This is a genomic window from Escherichia marmotae (assembly GCF_002900365.1).
In the GTDB taxonomy this organism is placed as follows: domain Bacteria; phylum Pseudomonadota; class Gammaproteobacteria; order Enterobacterales; family Enterobacteriaceae; genus Escherichia; species Escherichia marmotae.
Window position 1 is genome coordinate 2,919,094 of record NZ_CP025979.1, and the last position, 16,331, is coordinate 2,935,424.

The 16,331-nt window shown below is 48.8% G+C and carries 17 protein-coding genes; 7 read left to right on the forward strand and 10 right to left on the reverse strand.

The window, feature by feature from the left end; all coding sequences use genetic code 11:
- Position 1: 1 nt before the first annotated feature.
- The 8 genes from ugpE to livK all read right to left on the reverse strand — a co-directional run bounded on the left by ugpE (position 2) and on the right by livK (position 8,389).
- Complete coding sequence (ugpE, locus tag C1192_RS15155; protein WP_000572182.1) at positions 2 to 847, reverse strand: sn-glycerol-3-phosphate ABC transporter permease UgpE; 846 nt, start codon at positions 845 to 847, stop codon at positions 2 to 4.
- Positions 844 to 1,731: a sn-glycerol-3-phosphate ABC transporter permease UgpA gene (gene ugpA / locus C1192_RS15160; protein WP_000099289.1), complete on the reverse strand. Its 888-nt coding sequence runs from the start codon at positions 1,729 to 1,731 to the stop codon at positions 844 to 846. Before ugpA ends, ugpE begins: the two co-directional genes overlap by 4 nt.
- Positions 1,732 to 1,828: 97 nt before the next feature.
- Entirely contained in the window at positions 1,829 to 3,145 is a 1,317-nt protein-coding gene (gene ugpB, locus C1192_RS15165; protein ID WP_000803211.1) for a sn-glycerol-3-phosphate ABC transporter substrate-binding protein UgpB, read from the reverse strand.
- Between the two features lie 407 nt (positions 3,146 to 3,552).
- On the reverse strand, positions 3,553 to 4,266 hold the full coding sequence (gene livF / locus C1192_RS15170; RefSeq protein WP_000416891.1) for a high-affinity branched-chain amino acid ABC transporter ATP-binding protein LivF: 714 nt from the start codon (positions 4,264 to 4,266) through the stop codon (positions 3,553 to 3,555).
- 1 nt (position 4,267) lies between these two features.
- Entirely contained in the window at positions 4,268 to 5,035 is a 768-nt protein-coding gene (livG, locus tag C1192_RS15175; protein ID WP_000082101.1) for a high-affinity branched-chain amino acid ABC transporter ATP-binding protein LivG, read from the reverse strand.
- Positions 5,032 to 6,309, reverse strand: coding sequence for a branched chain amino acid ABC transporter permease LivM (gene livM, locus C1192_RS15180; protein WP_038354346.1), 1,278 nt, complete (start codon positions 6,307 to 6,309; stop codon positions 5,032 to 5,034). The genes livG and livM overlap by 4 nt, the downstream gene beginning before the upstream one ends.
- Entirely contained in the window at positions 6,306 to 7,232 is a 927-nt protein-coding gene (gene livH, locus C1192_RS15185; RefSeq protein WP_038354347.1) for a high-affinity branched-chain amino acid ABC transporter permease LivH, read from the reverse strand. Before livH ends, livM begins: the two co-directional genes overlap by 4 nt.
- 47 nt (positions 7,233 to 7,279) lie before the next feature.
- Complete coding sequence (livK, locus tag C1192_RS15190; protein WP_038354348.1) at positions 7,280 to 8,389, reverse strand: high-affinity branched-chain amino acid ABC transporter substrate-binding protein LivK; 1,110 nt, start codon at positions 8,387 to 8,389, stop codon at positions 7,280 to 7,282.
- 422 nt (positions 8,390 to 8,811) lie between these two features.
- Between livK and panM the strand changes: the two genes are divergently transcribed.
- Positions 8,812 to 9,195 carry an aspartate 1-decarboxylase autocleavage activator PanM gene (panM, locus tag C1192_RS15195; protein WP_000778773.1) on the forward strand — a complete coding sequence of 128 codons (384 nt, stop codon included), beginning with the start codon at positions 8,812 to 8,814 and terminating at the stop codon, positions 9,193 to 9,195.
- A 187-nt stretch (positions 9,196 to 9,382) separates the two neighbouring features.
- Here panM and livJ read toward each other — a convergent pair whose 3' ends face one another.
- Complete coding sequence (gene livJ, locus C1192_RS15200) at positions 9,383 to 10,486, reverse strand: branched chain amino acid ABC transporter substrate-binding protein LivJ (RefSeq protein ID WP_010381090.1); 1,104 nt, start codon at positions 10,484 to 10,486, stop codon at positions 9,383 to 9,385.
- A 543-nt stretch (positions 10,487 to 11,029) separates the two neighbouring features.
- Here livJ and C1192_RS15205 point away from each other — a divergent pair.
- Genes C1192_RS15205 through dapA form a run of 6 tightly spaced genes read left to right on the forward strand, consistent with a single transcriptional unit; the run spans position 11,030 to position 15,339 of the window.
- Positions 11,030 to 11,431 (forward strand): PTS sugar transporter subunit IIA, encoded by a 402-nt coding sequence (locus C1192_RS15205; protein ID WP_038354349.1) that lies wholly within the window; start codon positions 11,030 to 11,032, stop codon positions 11,429 to 11,431.
- A 6-nt stretch (positions 11,432 to 11,437) separates the two neighbouring features.
- Positions 11,438 to 11,923: a PTS sugar transporter subunit IIB gene (locus C1192_RS15210; protein ID WP_038354350.1), complete on the forward strand. Its 486-nt coding sequence runs from the start codon at positions 11,438 to 11,440 to the stop codon at positions 11,921 to 11,923.
- 16 nt (positions 11,924 to 11,939) lie between these two features.
- Positions 11,940 to 12,686: a PTS mannose/fructose/sorbose/N-acetylgalactosamine transporter subunit IIC gene (locus tag C1192_RS15215; RefSeq protein WP_000021881.1), complete on the forward strand. Its 747-nt coding sequence runs from the start codon at positions 11,940 to 11,942 to the stop codon at positions 12,684 to 12,686.
- Positions 12,679 to 13,533, forward strand: a complete 855-nt coding sequence (locus C1192_RS15220; RefSeq protein WP_000370586.1) for a PTS system mannose/fructose/sorbose family transporter subunit IID — start codon at positions 12,679 to 12,681, stop codon at positions 13,531 to 13,533. Before C1192_RS15215 ends, C1192_RS15220 begins: the two co-directional genes overlap by 8 nt.
- Before the next feature lies 1 nt (position 13,534).
- Complete coding sequence (locus C1192_RS15225) at positions 13,535 to 14,455, forward strand: phosphoglycerate dehydrogenase (protein ID WP_038354351.1); 921 nt, start codon at positions 13,535 to 13,537, stop codon at positions 14,453 to 14,455.
- On the forward strand, positions 14,455 to 15,339 hold the full coding sequence (gene dapA, locus C1192_RS15230; protein WP_001517269.1) for a 4-hydroxy-tetrahydrodipicolinate synthase: 885 nt from the start codon (positions 14,455 to 14,457) through the stop codon (positions 15,337 to 15,339). The genes C1192_RS15225 and dapA overlap by 1 nt, the downstream gene beginning before the upstream one ends.
- 101 nt (positions 15,340 to 15,440) lie before the next feature.
- On the opposite strand, the gene rpoH is transcribed toward dapA, so the two are convergent.
- Positions 15,441 to 16,295, reverse strand: coding sequence for an RNA polymerase sigma factor RpoH (rpoH, locus tag C1192_RS15235; RefSeq protein ID WP_000130220.1), 855 nt, complete (start codon positions 16,293 to 16,295; stop codon positions 15,441 to 15,443).
- Positions 16,296 to 16,331: the final 36 nt, after the last annotated feature.

Consider the following 16,331-nt stretch of genomic DNA (forward strand, 5'->3'; position numbering starts at 1 on the left):
CTTATTTCTCACTATCGACCAGGCCGCGCACAAAGGCACGCTGCATCACTAAAACAATCAATACTGGTGGGATCAGGGTTAACAACATCGCAGCCATCACCGAGTTCCATTCTGTCGTGCCTTCGCCAGTGGCGATCATCCCTTTAATCCCCGCCACGGTGGTGCCGAGATCAACATCGGTAATAATCAGCAGCGGCCACAGATACTGGTTCCAGCCGTAGATAAAGGTGATCACAAACAGCGCCGCCAGATTGGTTTTTGACAGCGGAAAGACAATGTCGCAAAAGAAGCGCATCGGTGACGCACCGTCGATACGAGCCGCTTCCACCAGCTCATCCGGCAGCGTCATAAAGAACTGCCGGAACAGGAACGTAGCGGTCGCTGAGGCCATCAGCGGCAGCGTTAAACCTGCGTAGCTGTCGAGCATCTTCAGATTGGCGATCACTTCTACCGTCGGGAAAATACGCACTTCAACCGGCAGCATCAGAGTAATAAAAATCATCCAGAAGAAGAGGTTACGCAGCGGAAAACGAAACCAGACGATGGCGAATGCCGAGAGCATCGAAACGGTAATTTTGCCCAGCGTAATGCTGAACGCCATCACGAAACTGTTAAGCAACATCCGCCAGAATGGCGCGCTATTCGTGCCTACTCCGTTTACCCAAATGTTATGGATATTCTCCAGCAGATGCGTGCCGGGGATCAGCGTCATCGGCGCGGCGTAGACTTCCTGTTTATCCAGCGTCGCTGCGACAAACGCCACGTACAGCGGGAAGAGGATCACCGCAATCCCAAGGATCAGCATGGTATGGCTGAATATCGTCAGCCACGGACGGTTCTCAATCATTGGTAACGCACCTTGCTTTCAACATAGCGGAACTGCACCACCGTCAACACGATGACGAGGAACATCAACACCACCGACTGCGCGGCAGACGAAGCCAGATCCAGTCCGGTAAAGCCTTCGCGGTAGATCTTATAAATCAGCGTGGTAGTGGCCTGTACTGGCCCACCGGACGTAGCGGCATCAATCACCGGGAAGGTGTCGAAGAAGGCGTACACCAGATTAACCACCAGCAGAAAGAAACTCACCGGAGCGATAAGCGGTAACGCGATCTTAAAGAAGCGGCGAATCGGGCCTGCGCCGTCAATGGCCGCCGCTTCGATCAGTGAACGGGGAATGGATTGCAGCGCGGCATAGAAGAACAGAAAGTTGTAGCTGATTTGCTTCCACACCGAGGCGAACACCACCAGAAACATCGCCTGGCCGCTGTTTTGCGCGTGGTTCCAGTCATAGCCGAACTCAGCAAGAAAATGAGTGATCAGCCCGCGACCGGGGTTAAACAGGAAGATCCACAATACGGCGGCAACGGCGGGAGCCACGGCATACGGCAACAACATTAAAGTTTGATAGAAACGGCTGCCGCGCACGATGTACTCCACCAGCGCCGCAAAGAACAGCGACACCAGCAAACCGCTGACGGTGACAAAGGTGCTAAATTTTATCGTCGTCCAGAAGGAGTCGAGATAGTAACTGTCATGGAACAGCGTGACGAAGTTATCCAGCCCGACAAACTGGCTGGAGAAACCAAACGGATCGACGCTTTGTAGCGAGTACCACAACGCTTCGCCCGCAGGCCAGATAAAAAAGATAACGGTGATGATGAGCTGCGGCGCGACCAGCAAATAAGGCAGCCAGCGCGAGCGGAACACCGGACGGGATGATGACATTACGGTTAATTCCTGAACTGTGCCGGATGCGCTTCGCTTATCCGGCCTACACGCGATGCCAGGTCAGATAAGCGAAACGCATCCGACATTACACTGATTAAGACTTCGTCGATTTCTCAAAGCGGCGCAGCAACTGATTCCCACGCTCAACGGCGGTATCCAGCGCCTGCTGTGGCGTCTTCTTACCGGTCCACACGCTCTCCAGCTCTTCATCCACAATTACGCGGATCTGCGGCATATTGCCCAGACGTAGTCCTTTGGTATACGGCAACGGCGGCTTGTTCAGCATCTGACGCGTCGCAGTATCCGCTCCTGGGTTTTTCTCGTAAAAGCCCTGCTCACGGGTCAGGTCATAAGCCGCTTTAGTGATCGGCAGATAACCGGTTTTCTGATGCCACTCAGCAGCGTTTTCTGGCTTCGCGAGGAAGTCGAGGAACTTCGCCACACCGGTGTAAGTATCCTTATCTTTGCCCTGCATCACCCACAGGCTGGCTCCGCCGATAATGGCGTTTTGTGGCGCATCTTTCGCATCGGCGTCGTAAGGCATCATGCCTACGCCATAGTTGAATTTGGCATACTCTCGAATGTTGGCAAGCGAACCGGAAGAGGCGGTCGTCATCGCGCAATCACCGTTATAGAACTTCTCGGTGGATTCATCCTTACGCCCGACGTAGCTAAAATCGCCCTTCTTGTTCATCTCTTCCAGCATGGCGATATGTTTCACCTGCTCCGGCTTGTTGAACTCCAGCACCGCATCTGTGCCGTCAAACCCGTTGTTTTTGCTGGCAAATGGCAGGCCATTCCAGGCGCTAAAGTTTTCCAGTTGGATCCAGCCCTGCCAGCCGCTGGCGTAGCCGCACTTCATACCGGAGGCTTTCAGTTTTGCGGCATAGTCAGCCAAATCCTGCCAGGTTTTCGGCGGCTGCTCCGGGTCTAACCCTGCTTTTTTGAAAGCATCTTTGTTGTAATAGAGAACGGGAGTCGAGCTGTTGAACGGTTGGGAGAGTAAATGTCCGGTTTTGCTGTCGGAGTAGTAGCCTGAAACCGTCGGCACAAACTGCGACTCATCGAAGTTAATCCCCGCATCTTTAAATACTTCATACACCGGTTTAATCGCTTTCGACGCCATCATGGTGGCGGTGCCAACTTCATAAACCTGCAAAATAGCCGGCGCGTTACCGGTACGAAATGCTGCGATACCCGCGCTTAAATTCTGTTCGTAGTTGCCTTTGTAGGTCGGTACAATTTTGTAATCCGGGTTTTCGGCGTTAAAACGTTGAGCCAGAGAATCCACCTCTTTACCCAGTTCCCCTTCCATCGAATGCCAGAACGGAATAGTCGTCACGGCCTGTGCATTCCCCATTAACGCCAATCCGAGCGCCAGTGCTGAAGCTGTATAATGTAACGGTTTCATTGATTATCTCTCTTGTTGTACCGGATGCGCGAATTCACGCGTTTTATGCTCGCGGGGTAACATGACATGCTCGAATTACAGAAAAATAACTCTTTTGTTACATTTTTAAGATAGTAAGGTGTCAGAAAGATGACAAGGCGGTGACGGTACGGGTGAGGGAAAATGGGAGATGGGGCACGGATAAGCGGGAAAATAGAAGGTCTGAGTCAAACTCTACAGATTGTAGCTAATGTGCTTATCGTTTCATGCCGGATGCGGCGTGAACGCCTTATACGGCCTACAAGATCGTGCAAATTCAATATATTGCAACTCACCCAATAGGCCTGATAAGTGCAGCGCATCAGGCAATTTTACATTTGTCACCTGTCTCAAAGGAGTCTTTTGACTCCTTATCAATCAACGCGTTATTACCCGCCTAAATACGCGCTTCTCACCGCTTCGTTCGCCAGTAGTGCGTCGCCGGTATCGGAGAGCACCACATGACCGTTTTCCAGCACGTAGCCGCGATCTGCCAGCTTCAGCGCCTGATTGGCATTCTGTTCGACGAGGAAGATGGTCATTCCCTGCTCGCGCAACTGCTCGATGGTGTCGAAGATTTGTTGGATGATAATCGGTGCCAGTCCGAGCGATGGCTCATCAAGCAGCAGCAAACGCGGATTGCTCATCAGTGCACGACCAATCGCCAGCATCTGCTGTTCACCGCCGGACATGGTGCCCGCCCGCTGAATACGGCGCTCATGCAGACGCGGGAACAGCTCATAGACCCACTTTATGCGCTCCTGAAACTGATCTCTTTCGGCAAAGAAACCGCCCATTGCCAGGTTCTCTTCCACCGTCATCCGCGAGAAGACACGACGCCCTTCCGGGACAATCGCCACTGCTTCACGCATGATTTTCGCCGTCTGCCAGTCGGTAATGTCTTTATCATCAAACACAATTCGTCCGCTGGTGGCGCGCGGGTCGCCGCATAACGTACCGAGCAAGGTGGTTTTCCCTGCGCCGTTCGCACCAATCAAGGTAACAATCTCTCCCTGATTAATATGCAGGCTCACCTCATGCAGCGCCTGGATTTTGCCGTAGTGGGCGCTGACTTTGTCAAAGGACAACATGACTTTTTCCATCTTATGCCTCACCTAAATAGGCACGGATCACGTCCGGGTTATTACGGATCTGCTCCGGCGTACCATTTGCCAGTGGCGTCCCCTGATTAACCACGTAGATTCTGTCTGAAATCCCCATCACCAGCTTCATATCGTGCTCAATCAACAAGATAGTGGTGTTGTGATGATTACGCAGCTCGGCAATCAGCTCATCCAGTTCTTTGGTCTCTTTCGGGTTAAGACCTGCCGCCGGTTCGTCGAGCATTAAAATCTCCGGCTGCGTCACCATGCAGCGGGCAATCTCCAGACGACGCTGGTCGCCATAGGCCAGGTTGCTCGCCTGGCGGTTGGCGTGTTCCAGCAAACCAATGCGCTCAAGCCAGGTTGCGGCGCGGTCGAGCGCTTCACTCTGGGCGCGACGGAAAGAAGGCGTTTTCAACAGGCCGGAAAACAGCCCGGTTTTTAGTTGCTGATGCTGCGCCACCAGCAGGTTTTCAATCACTGTCATTTCACGGAACAGACGCACATGCTGGAAGGTGCGCACCACGCCCATGCGGGCAATTTGCTGGCCGGGCAAACCTTCCAGATGCTGATCGCGCAGTAAAATGGTGCCGCCGGTGGGTTTGTAGAATCCGGTCAGGCAATTGAAGACCGTGGTTTTTCCGGCACCGTTAGGGCCGATTAACGAGACGATTTCCTGCGGGTACAGCTCGAGATTGACGTTGTTCACCGCCAACAGGCCGCCGAAGCGCATCATCAGGCCGTTAACAGATAATAATGGCTGACTCATGCCTGCTCTCCTTTCGCTTCGCCGTTCTTCAGCTTCAGTTGCGGGCGTGTCATGGGCAGCAAGCCCTGTGGACGCCAGATCATCATCAGCACCATCAGGCCACCGAGCATCAACATGCTGTATTCGTTGAAATCACGCATCAACTCGCGCGACACCACCAGCAGAACTGCCGCCAGAATCACCGCAAACTGTGACCCCATGCCACCGAGCACCACAATTGCCAGCACAAATGCCGATTCGGCAAAGGTGAAGGATTCCGGGCTGACAAAGCCCTGGCGCGCAGCAAACAGCGTTCCGGCGAAACCCGCAAACGCGGCGCTGATGGTAAAGGCTGTCAGCTTGATACGGCGCGGGCTTAAACCCAGCGAACGACAGGCGATTTCATCTTCACGCAACGCTTCCCATGCGCGACCCAGCGGCATCCGCAGCAGGCGATTAATGACGAATAAGGAAAACACCACCAGCAACAAGGCCACCAGGTAGAGAAAGATGACGCGATCGGACGGATCGTATTTCAGGCCAAAGAAATTACTGAAGGTATCCCAGCCGCCTTCACGGGCAGTACGACTGAACTCGAGGCCAAAAAAGGTCGGTTTAGGGATCTGGCTGATGCCGTTCGGACCGCCGGTAACTTCAGTATTATTGAGCAGCAAAATACGCACAATTTCACCGAAGCCGAGAGTAACGATCGCCAGATAATCACCGCGCAGACGCAACACCGGGAAACCGAGCAGGAAGCCCGCCGCCGCTGCCATCAGACCGGCAATCGGCAGACAGGTCCAGAAGCCAAGACCATAATAGTGATTGAGCAGCGCAAAGGTGTAAGCACCAATGGCGTAAAATCCGCCATAACCGAGCACCAGCAGGCCGGAAAGCCCTACCACCACGTTCAACCCGAGGCCGAGGATAATATAGATCATGGTCAGAGTGGCGATATCCACCGTCCCTCGCGACACCATAAACGGCCACGCCACCGCAATCACCAGCAGCGCCACGAGGAACAGCTTCTGTTTCACCGTGGAACCATCAATCGCTGGCAGGATGAACTTCGGCCCGGAAACGCTTTTCAACCCTTTCTGGAAAGCAGGTCGCACAAGCTGAAAGAAAAAGACCACCGCCGTGCCGATAAACACCCATTCCCAACGGACATCCGAAGCCGTGTCGACCACCAGTTTGGTGCCGTTCAGCTCCAGTTGCACGCCCATAAAGACGCCCGCCAGGACAAAGAACATGGCGGCAGAGAGCAGCGCCATTGCAATATGCATCGGTTTCATACTTTCTCTACCTCCGGACGCCCCAGAATACCGGTCGGCATCACCAGCAACACCAGAATCAGCAAAGCGAATGAAACCACATCTTTATATTCCGTACTCAGATAGGCAGAAGAGAGCGCCTCCGCAATCCCCAGGATCAGCCCGCCAATCATCGCCCCCGGAATGCTACCAATCCCGCCGAGTACCGCAGCAGTAAAGGCTTTCATCCCGGCCATAAAGCCAATATAGGGGTTAATCACGCCGTAGAACTGACCGAGCAGAACGCCTGCCACCGCCGCCATCGCTGCGCCAATCACAAAGGTCAGCGCAATCACCCGGTCAGTGTTAATGCCAAGCAGACTCGACATTTTCAGATCTTCCGCGCAGGCACGACACGCGCGTCCCATACGGGAATAGCGAATGAAAATCGTCAGCGCCAGCATGGCGAGGAAGGTGACAATCCAGATCACCGCCTGCATGGTGGTAATAGACGCAGAGAAGTTTTCGCTATGACCCACTATCCACTGACCGTTAAACAGGCTGGGCAGCGCCACGTCGCGCGAACCTTCGGTCAGGCTGACGTAGTTTTGCAGGAAGATAGACATGCCAATCGCGGAAATAAGGGCAATCAGACGTTTAGAGTTACGCACCGGGCGATACGCTACCCGTTCGATACTCCAGCCGTAAGCGCTGGCAATGACTATTGCACCGACGAATCCCGCCGCCACCAGCAGCCAGCCGGTATCAATGCCCATCATCATCAGCGCAGCGATGATCATAAACGAGACGTAGCTGCCGATCATATAAACCTCGCCGTGGGCGAAGTTGATCATGCCGATAATGCCGTAAACCATGGTGTAGCCGATGGCAATCAGCGCGTAAGTACTGCCCAGCGTGACGCCGTTAAACATCTGCTGCAAGAAATACAAAAACTGCTCAGACATAAGGTAACCTTTCTAAACCTGCCCGCTTTTCACGGGCAGTGGGATGATTACTTGGCTGCCGTGGAAGAACCGTCGGCGTGCCACTGGAAGACACCAAAATCAAATCCCTTCAGATCGCCTTTTTCATCCCAGTTCAGCGGCCCAATCACGGTATTAGCACCGTTAGCTTTTAAATCTTTCACCAACGCCAGCGGTTCATCGCTGCCGGTACGCTCAAGGGCAGTCGCCAGAGATTGCACCGCTGCGTAGGTAATCCAGACATAGGGACCGGTTGGATCTTTCTTGTCGGCTTTCAGCGCATCAACAATGCCCTGGTTTGCCGGGTCCTGGTCATAGCGTTTTGGCATGGTGACCAACATACCTTCGGCAGCATCACCGGCAATGTTCGACAGCGACGCGTTACCGACACCTTCCGGCCCCATAAACTGGGTTTTCAGGCCGACGGAACGAGCCTGGCGCAGCATCTGCCCCATTTCCGGGTAGTAACCGCCGTAGTAAACGAAGTCGATGTTTTCTTTTTTCAGGCGGGCAACCAGCGCGGAGAAATCTTTCTCGCCAGCAGTAATGCCGTCGAAGAAGACGATATTGGCATTAGCCGCTTTCAACGCGTCCTGCACCGAACGCGCCAGCCCTTCGCCATACTGTTGTTTGTCGTGAATAATGGCGATGCGCTCGGGTTTCACCGTCTCAACAATGTATTTCGCGGCAGTCGGCCCCTGGGAGGAGCCCAGCCCGGCAGTGCGCATGATGTGTTGATAACCGCGTTGAGTCAGTTCCGGGTTGGTCGCCCCCGGCGAGATCATCAGAATACCTTCGTCTTCATAGATGTCCGACGCCGGCTGGGTAGAGGAGGAACAGAGATGACCAATAACGTATTTAATGCCGTCGTTAACGATTTTGTTGGCGACCGCAACGGCTTGTTTCGGATCGCAGGCGTCGTCATATTCCACGCCAACCAGCTTATCGCCTTTAATTCCTCCTTTCGCGTTAATGTCTTTGATTGCCTGGCGAGCACCGTTAAATTCCATATCGCCCCACTGGGCAACCGGGCCAGACATCGCGCCGACAACGGCAACTTTAATATCGTCGGCCAACGCGGTGTGTGATATTGCCAGTGCAATCATCCCTGCGATGATAGTTTTCGCATTCCGTTTCATTATTCAAAATCCCCACTCGTAATGTTGTGTTGCTTTGTTTTTATGTATTAAAAAATCTGGCTGTTCTTTTTTTATACTGCGCTGTTTTGCCTGTCTGATTAAGGGTTTAGCGCAGTATTTTGTGATAATAGCGATTAAAACCCCTATTTTTCAGTCGATTAAGAACAGATAATATTCTGAATTTATTGATAGATAAACAGAAAAAAGCGCCGTTGTCAGCATAAAATAACGACACAAAGGGCGGAATAATTCACTACCATTCAGGGGATTATGCTGGACAATTTTCATTCTCTAATGTTTTTAATTTGTAATTATTGCTGAAAAAAAATTAATCACCTGCCAAAAGAAATAAAAAAGAGAAAGCCTCCGATTAAATTATTTCGCTACACTGGTTCCACTTTTGTAATTTGTACGGGTTACCTATGAAGCTGACCATCATTCGATTAGAAAATTTTAGCGACCAGGACCGGATTGACCTGCAAAAGATCTGGCCGGAGTATTCCCCTGCGTCTTTACAGGTTGACGATAACCACCGTATCTACGCCGCGCGTTTTAACGAGCGCCTGCTTGCTGCCGTGCGAGTAACCTTAAGCGGCACTCAGGGGGCACTGGATTCCCTACGCGTGCGGGAAGTCACCCGCCGACGCGGTGTGGGGCAATATCTGCTGGAAGAGGTGTTACGTAACAATCCTGGCGTTTCATGCTGGTGGATGGCGGATGCCGGTGTGGAAGATCGCAGCGTGATGGCGGCGTTTATGCAGGCGTTGGGATTTAAGGAACAACCGGGCGGCTGGGAAAAGCATTAATATTCAGGTGTGATGACAAACGAGGGATTGCCTGATGCGCTACGCTTATCAGGCCTACAATGTGTATTTCAATTTACTGATTTCTGTAGATCTTGTAGGCCGGATAAGGCGTTTACGCCGCATCCGGCATGAAGCAATGAACTTGATATCAGCAATTTGACGGCAACCCTGGGTTGCCGATTAATGATTACTTCGCATCGGTCGCCGTGCCATTAGCGTGCCAGTCAAACACGCCGAACTCGAAGCCTTTCAGATCGCCTTTCTCATCCCAGGTCAGCGGCCCCATCACCGTATCAACCGGGTTCGCTTTCAGGTATTTGGCGATCTCAGCCGGATCGTCGGACTGGTTCAGACCCGCCTGTAAAGATTGCAGTGCCGCGTAGGTGGTCCACACGAATGCGCCGCTTGGATCCTGTTTTTTCGCTTTGATCGCGTCAACAATTGGTTTGTTCGCCGGAACCTGATCGTAGTTCTTCGGCTTGGTCACCAGCAGACCTTCCGCTGACTCGCCCGCGATATTAGACAGCGAGACGTTAGCCACACCTTCCGGCCCCATAAACTGGGTTTTCAACCCCGCCGCACGTGCCTGACGCAGGATCTGCCCCATTTCCGGGTGGTAACCGCCGTAGTAAACGAAGTCGATATTCTCTTTCTTCAGACGCGCCACCAGGGTTGAGAAGTCTTTTTCTCCGGCGGTGATGCCGTCAAAGAACACCACGTTAGCGTTACCTTTCTTCAGGCCGTCCTGCACCGCACGCGCCAGACCTTCACCGTACTGCTGTTTGTCATGAACGATAGCAATACGCTGCGGTTTCACTTTCTCAAGAATATATTTCGCCGCTGTTGGTCCCTGGTCAGAGTCCAGGCCAGTGGTGCGCATGATCAACTTATAGCCACGCGCGGTCAGTTCTGGCGCGGTTGCCGCTGGGGTGATCATTAAAATACCTTCATCTTCATAGATGTCAGACGCTGGCTGCGTTGATGAAGAACAGAGGTGGCCAATCACATATTTTATGCCGTCGTTAACAACTTTGTTCGCCACCGCTACCGCCTGTTTCGGGTCACAGGCATCGTCATATTTTACGATTTGCAGTTTGTTGCCTTTAACGCCGCCTTTGGCGTTAATATCCGCAACTGCCTGCTCTGCGCCAGTAAATTCCTGGTCACCATACTGGGCTACCGGGCCAGACATCGCTCCGACAACCGCGACTTTGATATCTTCCGCCAGAGCCATATTGCTGAATGCCAGCGCGATACATCCTGCCAGTAACGCTTTACCCTTTATATTCATCCTGAGAATCCCCATTCTTCTGGTTATTACGTGTATTGTGATGTTGTTGTGCAGCACTTTATTTCGTTTTGTGTATGACTACCCGTGCCTTAGCAGCATACTCTGCTAAAACATACCCGATTTTTATGATTTTGGAACGAGAAATTTAGACGAAACACCACAAATTCATAACAAAAATTACCATCATTGAGAACCATATCTTCGCTTAAATATTTATAAATACATGAAATGTATATTAATATATTATTTGCTATATTTATGGCATATCTTAAATAAGATATTCAGCTCAAGAATAAATAAAATATTAATCATCATCTAAAATAATAAAATATAACCTCCCCTTCCTCTTATTTATTACAAAAAGTTTATTAGCAATTTTAGCCAACGCTACCATCTGTGATCCTGTTAACATTTTAATTTATTCGAATTAATATAAAATCTTAGACCAAGGATTCATCCTTAATATGATAAGAAACATAGCATTCGAATTATGAATATTTATTTCTTATCAGCCGCGCCATAACTATAAAAGGAACTTATCATTTGAATCAGTTCGATATTATAATTCTGACACACGGTGAAGCTGGGAATTATTTATTATCCAGCAGCGAAATGATTGTAGGTAAAACAAAAAATTCCACGTCGCTTTCTCTGCAGCCTGGAATGTCACCTGAAACACTTATGCTACAAGTAAAAGCGGTACTCAGGCCTGGTATTGATACGATCATATTCACAGATATCTATGGCGGAACGCCATCAAATATTGCCCTCCTTCTTTCTAAAGATTTTCCCATTCGCTGTATCAGCGGTGTCAATTTGGCTATGTTAATCGAAGCCAACATGTTACAGGATTCTGACGAAATACTTACCTTTGAAGAATATGTTCAACATGTACATGATGCGGGTAAAGAAATGGTTCAAACTTATTACTTTAATAAAGGATGATAAACTATGAGTATAGTACATGCCCGTATTGATTACCGTTTAATTCATGGACAAGTTATAACAAAATGGTTAAAAAGAAGTGATGCTAATAAAATAATTGTCATTGATGACCCTTTATCACGCGATCCTTTTCTTGCCGAAGTCTATAAGATGGCAGCGCCAAGTGGCGTCGAAGTAATAATGACATCTATTGAAGATGTATTACAGCGCTGGAATAGCAATAACTTCTATGAAGGAAAGCTATTAATACTTTTCAAATCGATCGATTCTGCATTACAAACCATACAAGGTGGTTTAATGCTAGAGGAATTACAGGTCGGCGGCGTTGAAAACACTCCAGGAAGGAAAATAGTTTTCAATCAAATATCACTCAATCATGAAGATGCCAACAAACTTCAAATCATCGAAGATAAGAATATAAAAGTTTATTTCCAAACTATTCCTGAAGAAGATCCTGCCAGCCTACAAAAAATCAAAAATAAGTTACCTTAATTAAGGAGAGGAACTTATGTCTATTTTTACCGCAGCAATTATTGCCCTGGTATATTGGATATCCCAGGCAAAAGTATGGTACGGTTTTTCTATTATGCGTATGCCATTATCGATAGCGCCTATTATGGGACTAATCTTTAATGATATGCCAACCGCTTTATCTGTTGGGGCCACCTTACAGATGATCTATATCGGGAGTATTGCCCCGGGTGGAAACCCTCCTGCCGATGAAGGTTTAGCCTCATGTATCGCAATCCCAATTGCACTTACCGCAGGTATTAAACCAGAAATTGCTATCTCTTTAGCTATTCCTCTGGGATTGCTGGGCGTGGTTCTGGAAAACGTGCGCAAAACACTGAACACTACGTTTGTCCACATGGCTGACCGCTATGCAGAAAAAGGGGATATCAAAGGCATACAACGCGCAGCCACAATATATCCTCTCCTGTTAGCCTTTCCGATGCGTTTTGTACCGGTATTCATCGCCTGTTTGTACGGCCCGGATGCCATTGCCTCTTTTGTAAACCTGCTTCCCGCCTGGTCGACGAATGGACTGGCGATTGCCGGTAATATTCTGCCTGCACTCGGTTTCGCAATAACCATCATTGTCATCGGTAAAAAACAATATATCCCTCTGTTCATTATCGGCTTTTTCCTCGTGACCTATTCAGGTTTGAATACTATTGGCATCTCTATTTTTGGACTCTGTGCCGTCCTCTTATATATGCAGTCACAAAATGCAAAAGGAACGCAAAATGGATAATACAATTGAGTCAGGATACTCAGCATCCTCACCAATTACGCAAAGAGATGTTCAGATTGTTTGGCTAAAATGGCACGCATTCTCTGAAACATCTTTGAATTTCGAACGCTTGCAAGCGCTGGCATTTTGTAACGCAATGACAGGGGTATTAGCGAAATTATATCCCGATGAAAAAGATCTCGCTAAAGCCCTACAACGCCATTTAACCATGTTCAACACTCAGGCGAACTGGGGATCGGTTATCGCTGGTATTAGTATTGCGCTGGAGGAAAAAGCAGCTCAGGAACCAGAAGAACAACGTGAAGCAACAACGCAGCTCGTTACGGGTTTAAAAACGGGTCTTATGGGGCCTGTATCAGGTATTGGTGACACGTTAGACTTTGGTACATTGCGCCCCATTGTTATTGGTGTCTGTATCCCGTTTGTTATTCAGGGATACGTTATTGCCGCACTTCTCCCCCTGATTTACCAGGTTGTTTACATGTTTTTCGCCAGTCGATTTGCACTCAATATCGGCTATAAAAAAGGGAAAGAATCAATCCTGGAAATCCTGCATTCTGGTAGCATTCATCGAATCATTGAAGGCGCAGGAATGTTCGGGTTGTTGATGATGGGGGCGCTTTCAGCAACATATGTAAAAATTAAGACGCCATTGCACATTACAACCGGTGGCGGTAATACCATCGTCTTGCAGGATATGCTGGATAAAATTGTACCTAACATGTTGCCGCTTATTGCCGTGTTGGGTATTTATTTTTACATACAAAAGTGTGGCCCACATTTCTTGCGCATTCTGGTAACTATTCTGTTTTTAAGCCTGGCGTTTTCTTTCTTTGGAGTTTTATAAAATGAAAAAGATAACTATCACGCCAAGACCTTTTATTGATAAAGGCAAAGTCTATATTGAAAAACTACAATCTGCAGGTTATGACGTTGAATGTAATACCAGTGGAGGTCGATATAGCAAGGAAGAACTCATCGAGAAAATTAAATATGCAGATGCCATTATTACCGGCAACGATCCTTTAGACAGAGAAGTGATTGATCAGGCCAAAAACTTGAAGGTTATATCGAAATATGGTGTAGGGTTAGACAATATAGATGTCGATTACGCGAATAGAAAAGGCATCGTAGTGCACAAAGCTCTCAATGCCAATTCTATTTCCGTTGCAGAGATGGCCATCCTGATGATGCTCTCCAGTTGCCGAAAATATGTCGAAACCGAGAATCAAGCCAGAAATGGTCAGGATGTCAGGCTTGTCGGTCATGAGCTATATCAAAAAACGCTGGGATTAATTGGGCTTGGTGCAATTGGTCAGCATGTTGCCCATATTGCTCATTCTCTTGGAATGATTATCACCGCCTATGATCCCTATCTCGATAAAAATAAAGTTCCATCTTATATAGAGCTTAAATCACTGGATGATATTTATCATCATAGCAACATCCTTTCTCTACATTTGCCGTTACTGGATAATACTCGTAATCTGATCAACGAGACGGTATTCGATAAAATAAAACCCTCGGCCATTTTAATTAACACAGCAAGGGGGGGATTGGTTGATGAAGAATCTTTATATAGCGCACTTATTAATCAGAAAATAGCCTTTGCCAGCGAAGATATTGAGTTGAAGGAACGTTCAGCAAAAATTAAAGAACTAAAAAATTATTCTATTACACCTCATGCTGCTTCATTCACCAATGAGGCCGAGCATAACACCATGCAAATTTCTATTAAAAATGTCCTACAGGAACTGGAGAAAGAATAATGAAAGAGCTTAAAGGGATTATTACCGCAATGGTAACGCCTTTCGATGAAATGGAAAAAATGGACATTTCAGCAGCAAAAAAAATGGCACGTTGGTTAGTCGATAAAGGCGTACACGGCTTGTTTATTTGCGGAACGAACGGTGAGTTTCATTTGCTCTCCGATGACGAAAAAGTTGAACTAACAAAAGCCGTAGTTGAAGAAGTTGGCAATGAAGTGACTATTTGTGCAGGCGCGGGTTGCTGTAGCACAAAACAAACTATTGAATTAACAAGACGCTTAGTAGATGCAGGTGCCGATTACATTTCCGTTGTGACACCATACTACCTGGTGCCTAACCAGGAAGATTTATACCGCCACTATTATGATATTGCCTTAAGCACAACAGCCCCCATTATTCTTTATAACTTGCCGGGTCAGACCGGGTTGAGTATTGAATATGAAACGGCAAACCGTTTAGCCGATATTGAAAATATCGTAGCGATAAAAGATAGCAGTGGTAAATTTGAAGTTCAGAAACAATATCTGGAAATATCTAAACATAAAAACTTTAAGGTGTTAAATGGCTCAGACTCCTTAATGCTGGATGCATTTAAAGAAGGTTCTGTGGCTGCTGTTGCTGCAACGTCGAATGTTCTGCCTACTATTGAAGTCGATTTATATAACTACTTCATGGCCGGTGAACTGGATAAAGCACAGGAAGAGCGCAACAAGATGGATTCGCTACGCATGACCATTAAAAAAATGACTGCGCCTGCGGTAATGAAGGAAGCACTAAACCTGATGGGCGTGAAAGCCGGTATTACCCGTAGACCAATTCATATGCCAAACGACGCGATCGTCGAAGACATCAAGGAAATGCTAAAAGGCTATAAATTCCTGTAAATGATAAATGCCGGATGCACCTTATCCGGCAAGACAGCAGAAACAAAAACCCCCGGACTCGCTTCCAGGGATTATCAGGTACAGCTCAACGCGTTGTGCAGTTACGCTTCAATAGCAGCGCGAAGTTTTTTCATCGCGTTCTTTTCAAGCTGACGCACACGCTCGGCGGAAACGCCGTAACGGTCAGCCAGTTCCTGCAACGTAGATTTGTTGTCTTCGTCAAGCCAGCGCGCGCGGATGATGTCCTGGCTACGTTCGTCCAGACCTTGCATCGCGTCGGTCAGACGGTTTGCCGCCTGCTCTTCCCAGTTATCATCTTCAATGCCGTCGGCAAAGTTAGATGATTTATCCTGCAGATAGAGCACCGGAGCCATCGGTTGGCTATCGGAATCGTCGTCGGAAGACATATCGAATGTCATGTCTTGTGCCGCCATACGCGATTCCATCTCACGCACGTCTTTGCTGGTAACGCCCAGTTCGCGAGCCACCATTTCGACTTCATCCTGATTAAACCAACCCAGACGCTGCTTGGTTTTACGCAGGTTAAAGAACAGTTTGCGCTGTGCTTTGGTCGTCGCAACTTTAACGATACGCCAGTTACGCAGAACGTATTCGTGGATCTCTGCTTTGATCCAGTGGACGGCGAAGGAGACCAGGCGCACACCCACTTCCGGGTTGAAACGGCGCACTGCTTTCATCAGGCCGATGTTACCTTCCTGAATCAAATCCGCCTGTGGCAGGCCATAGCCCGCATAATTACGAGCAATATGAACAACAAACCGCAGGTGAGACAGGATCAGCGTTTTAGCTGCTTCCAGATCGCCATGGTAATGCAGCTTTTCAGCCAGCGCCCGCTCCTCGTCAGCCGACAACATCGGCCACGCGTTAGCTGCCCGGATGTAGGAATCCAGGTTGCCAACAGGGGCTAAAGCTAAACTTTGCATTTTGTCAGTCATTCAAATCCTCTCAATCGATATCTTCTGGCGCCTCAG

Coding starts and splice junctions, on each gene's coding strand:
- ugpE (WP_000572182.1), bottom strand. CDS start 847: ATGATTGAGAACCGTCCGTGGCTGACGATATTCAGCCATACCATGCTG.
- ugpA (WP_000099289.1), bottom strand. CDS start 1,731: ATGTCATCATCCCGTCCGGTGTTCCGCTCGCGCTGGCTGCCTTATTTG.
- ugpB (WP_000803211.1), bottom strand. CDS start 3,145: ATGAAACCGTTACATTATACAGCTTCAGCACTGGCGCTCGGATTGGCG.
- livF (WP_000416891.1), bottom strand. CDS start 4,266: ATGGAAAAAGTCATGTTGTCCTTTGACAAAGTCAGCGCCCACTACGGC.
- livG (WP_000082101.1), bottom strand. CDS start 5,035: ATGAGTCAGCCATTATTATCTGTTAACGGCCTGATGATGCGCTTCGGC.
- livM (WP_038354346.1), bottom strand. CDS start 6,309: ATGAAACCGATGCATATTGCAATGGCGCTGCTCTCTGCCGCCATGTTC.
- livH (WP_038354347.1), bottom strand. CDS start 7,232: ATGTCTGAGCAGTTTTTGTATTTCTTGCAGCAGATGTTTAACGGCGTC.
- livK (WP_038354348.1), bottom strand. CDS start 8,389: ATGAAACGGAATGCGAAAACTATCATCGCAGGGATGATTGCACTGGCA.
- panM (WP_000778773.1), top strand. CDS start 8,812: ATGAAGCTGACCATCATTCGATTAGAAAATTTTAGCGACCAGGACCGG.
- livJ (WP_010381090.1), bottom strand. CDS start 10,486: ATGAATATAAAGGGTAAAGCGTTACTGGCAGGATGTATCGCGCTGGCA.
- C1192_RS15210 (WP_038354350.1), top strand. CDS start 11,438: ATGAGTATAGTACATGCCCGTATTGATTACCGTTTAATTCATGGACAA.
- C1192_RS15215 (WP_000021881.1), top strand. CDS start 11,940: ATGTCTATTTTTACCGCAGCAATTATTGCCCTGGTATATTGGATATCC.
- C1192_RS15220 (WP_000370586.1), top strand. CDS start 12,679: ATGGATAATACAATTGAGTCAGGATACTCAGCATCCTCACCAATTACG.
- C1192_RS15225 (WP_038354351.1), top strand. CDS start 13,535: ATGAAAAAGATAACTATCACGCCAAGACCTTTTATTGATAAAGGCAAA.
- dapA (WP_001517269.1), top strand. CDS start 14,455: ATGAAAGAGCTTAAAGGGATTATTACCGCAATGGTAACGCCTTTCGAT.
- rpoH (WP_000130220.1), bottom strand. CDS start 16,295: ATGACTGACAAAATGCAAAGTTTAGCTTTAGCCCCTGTTGGCAACCTG.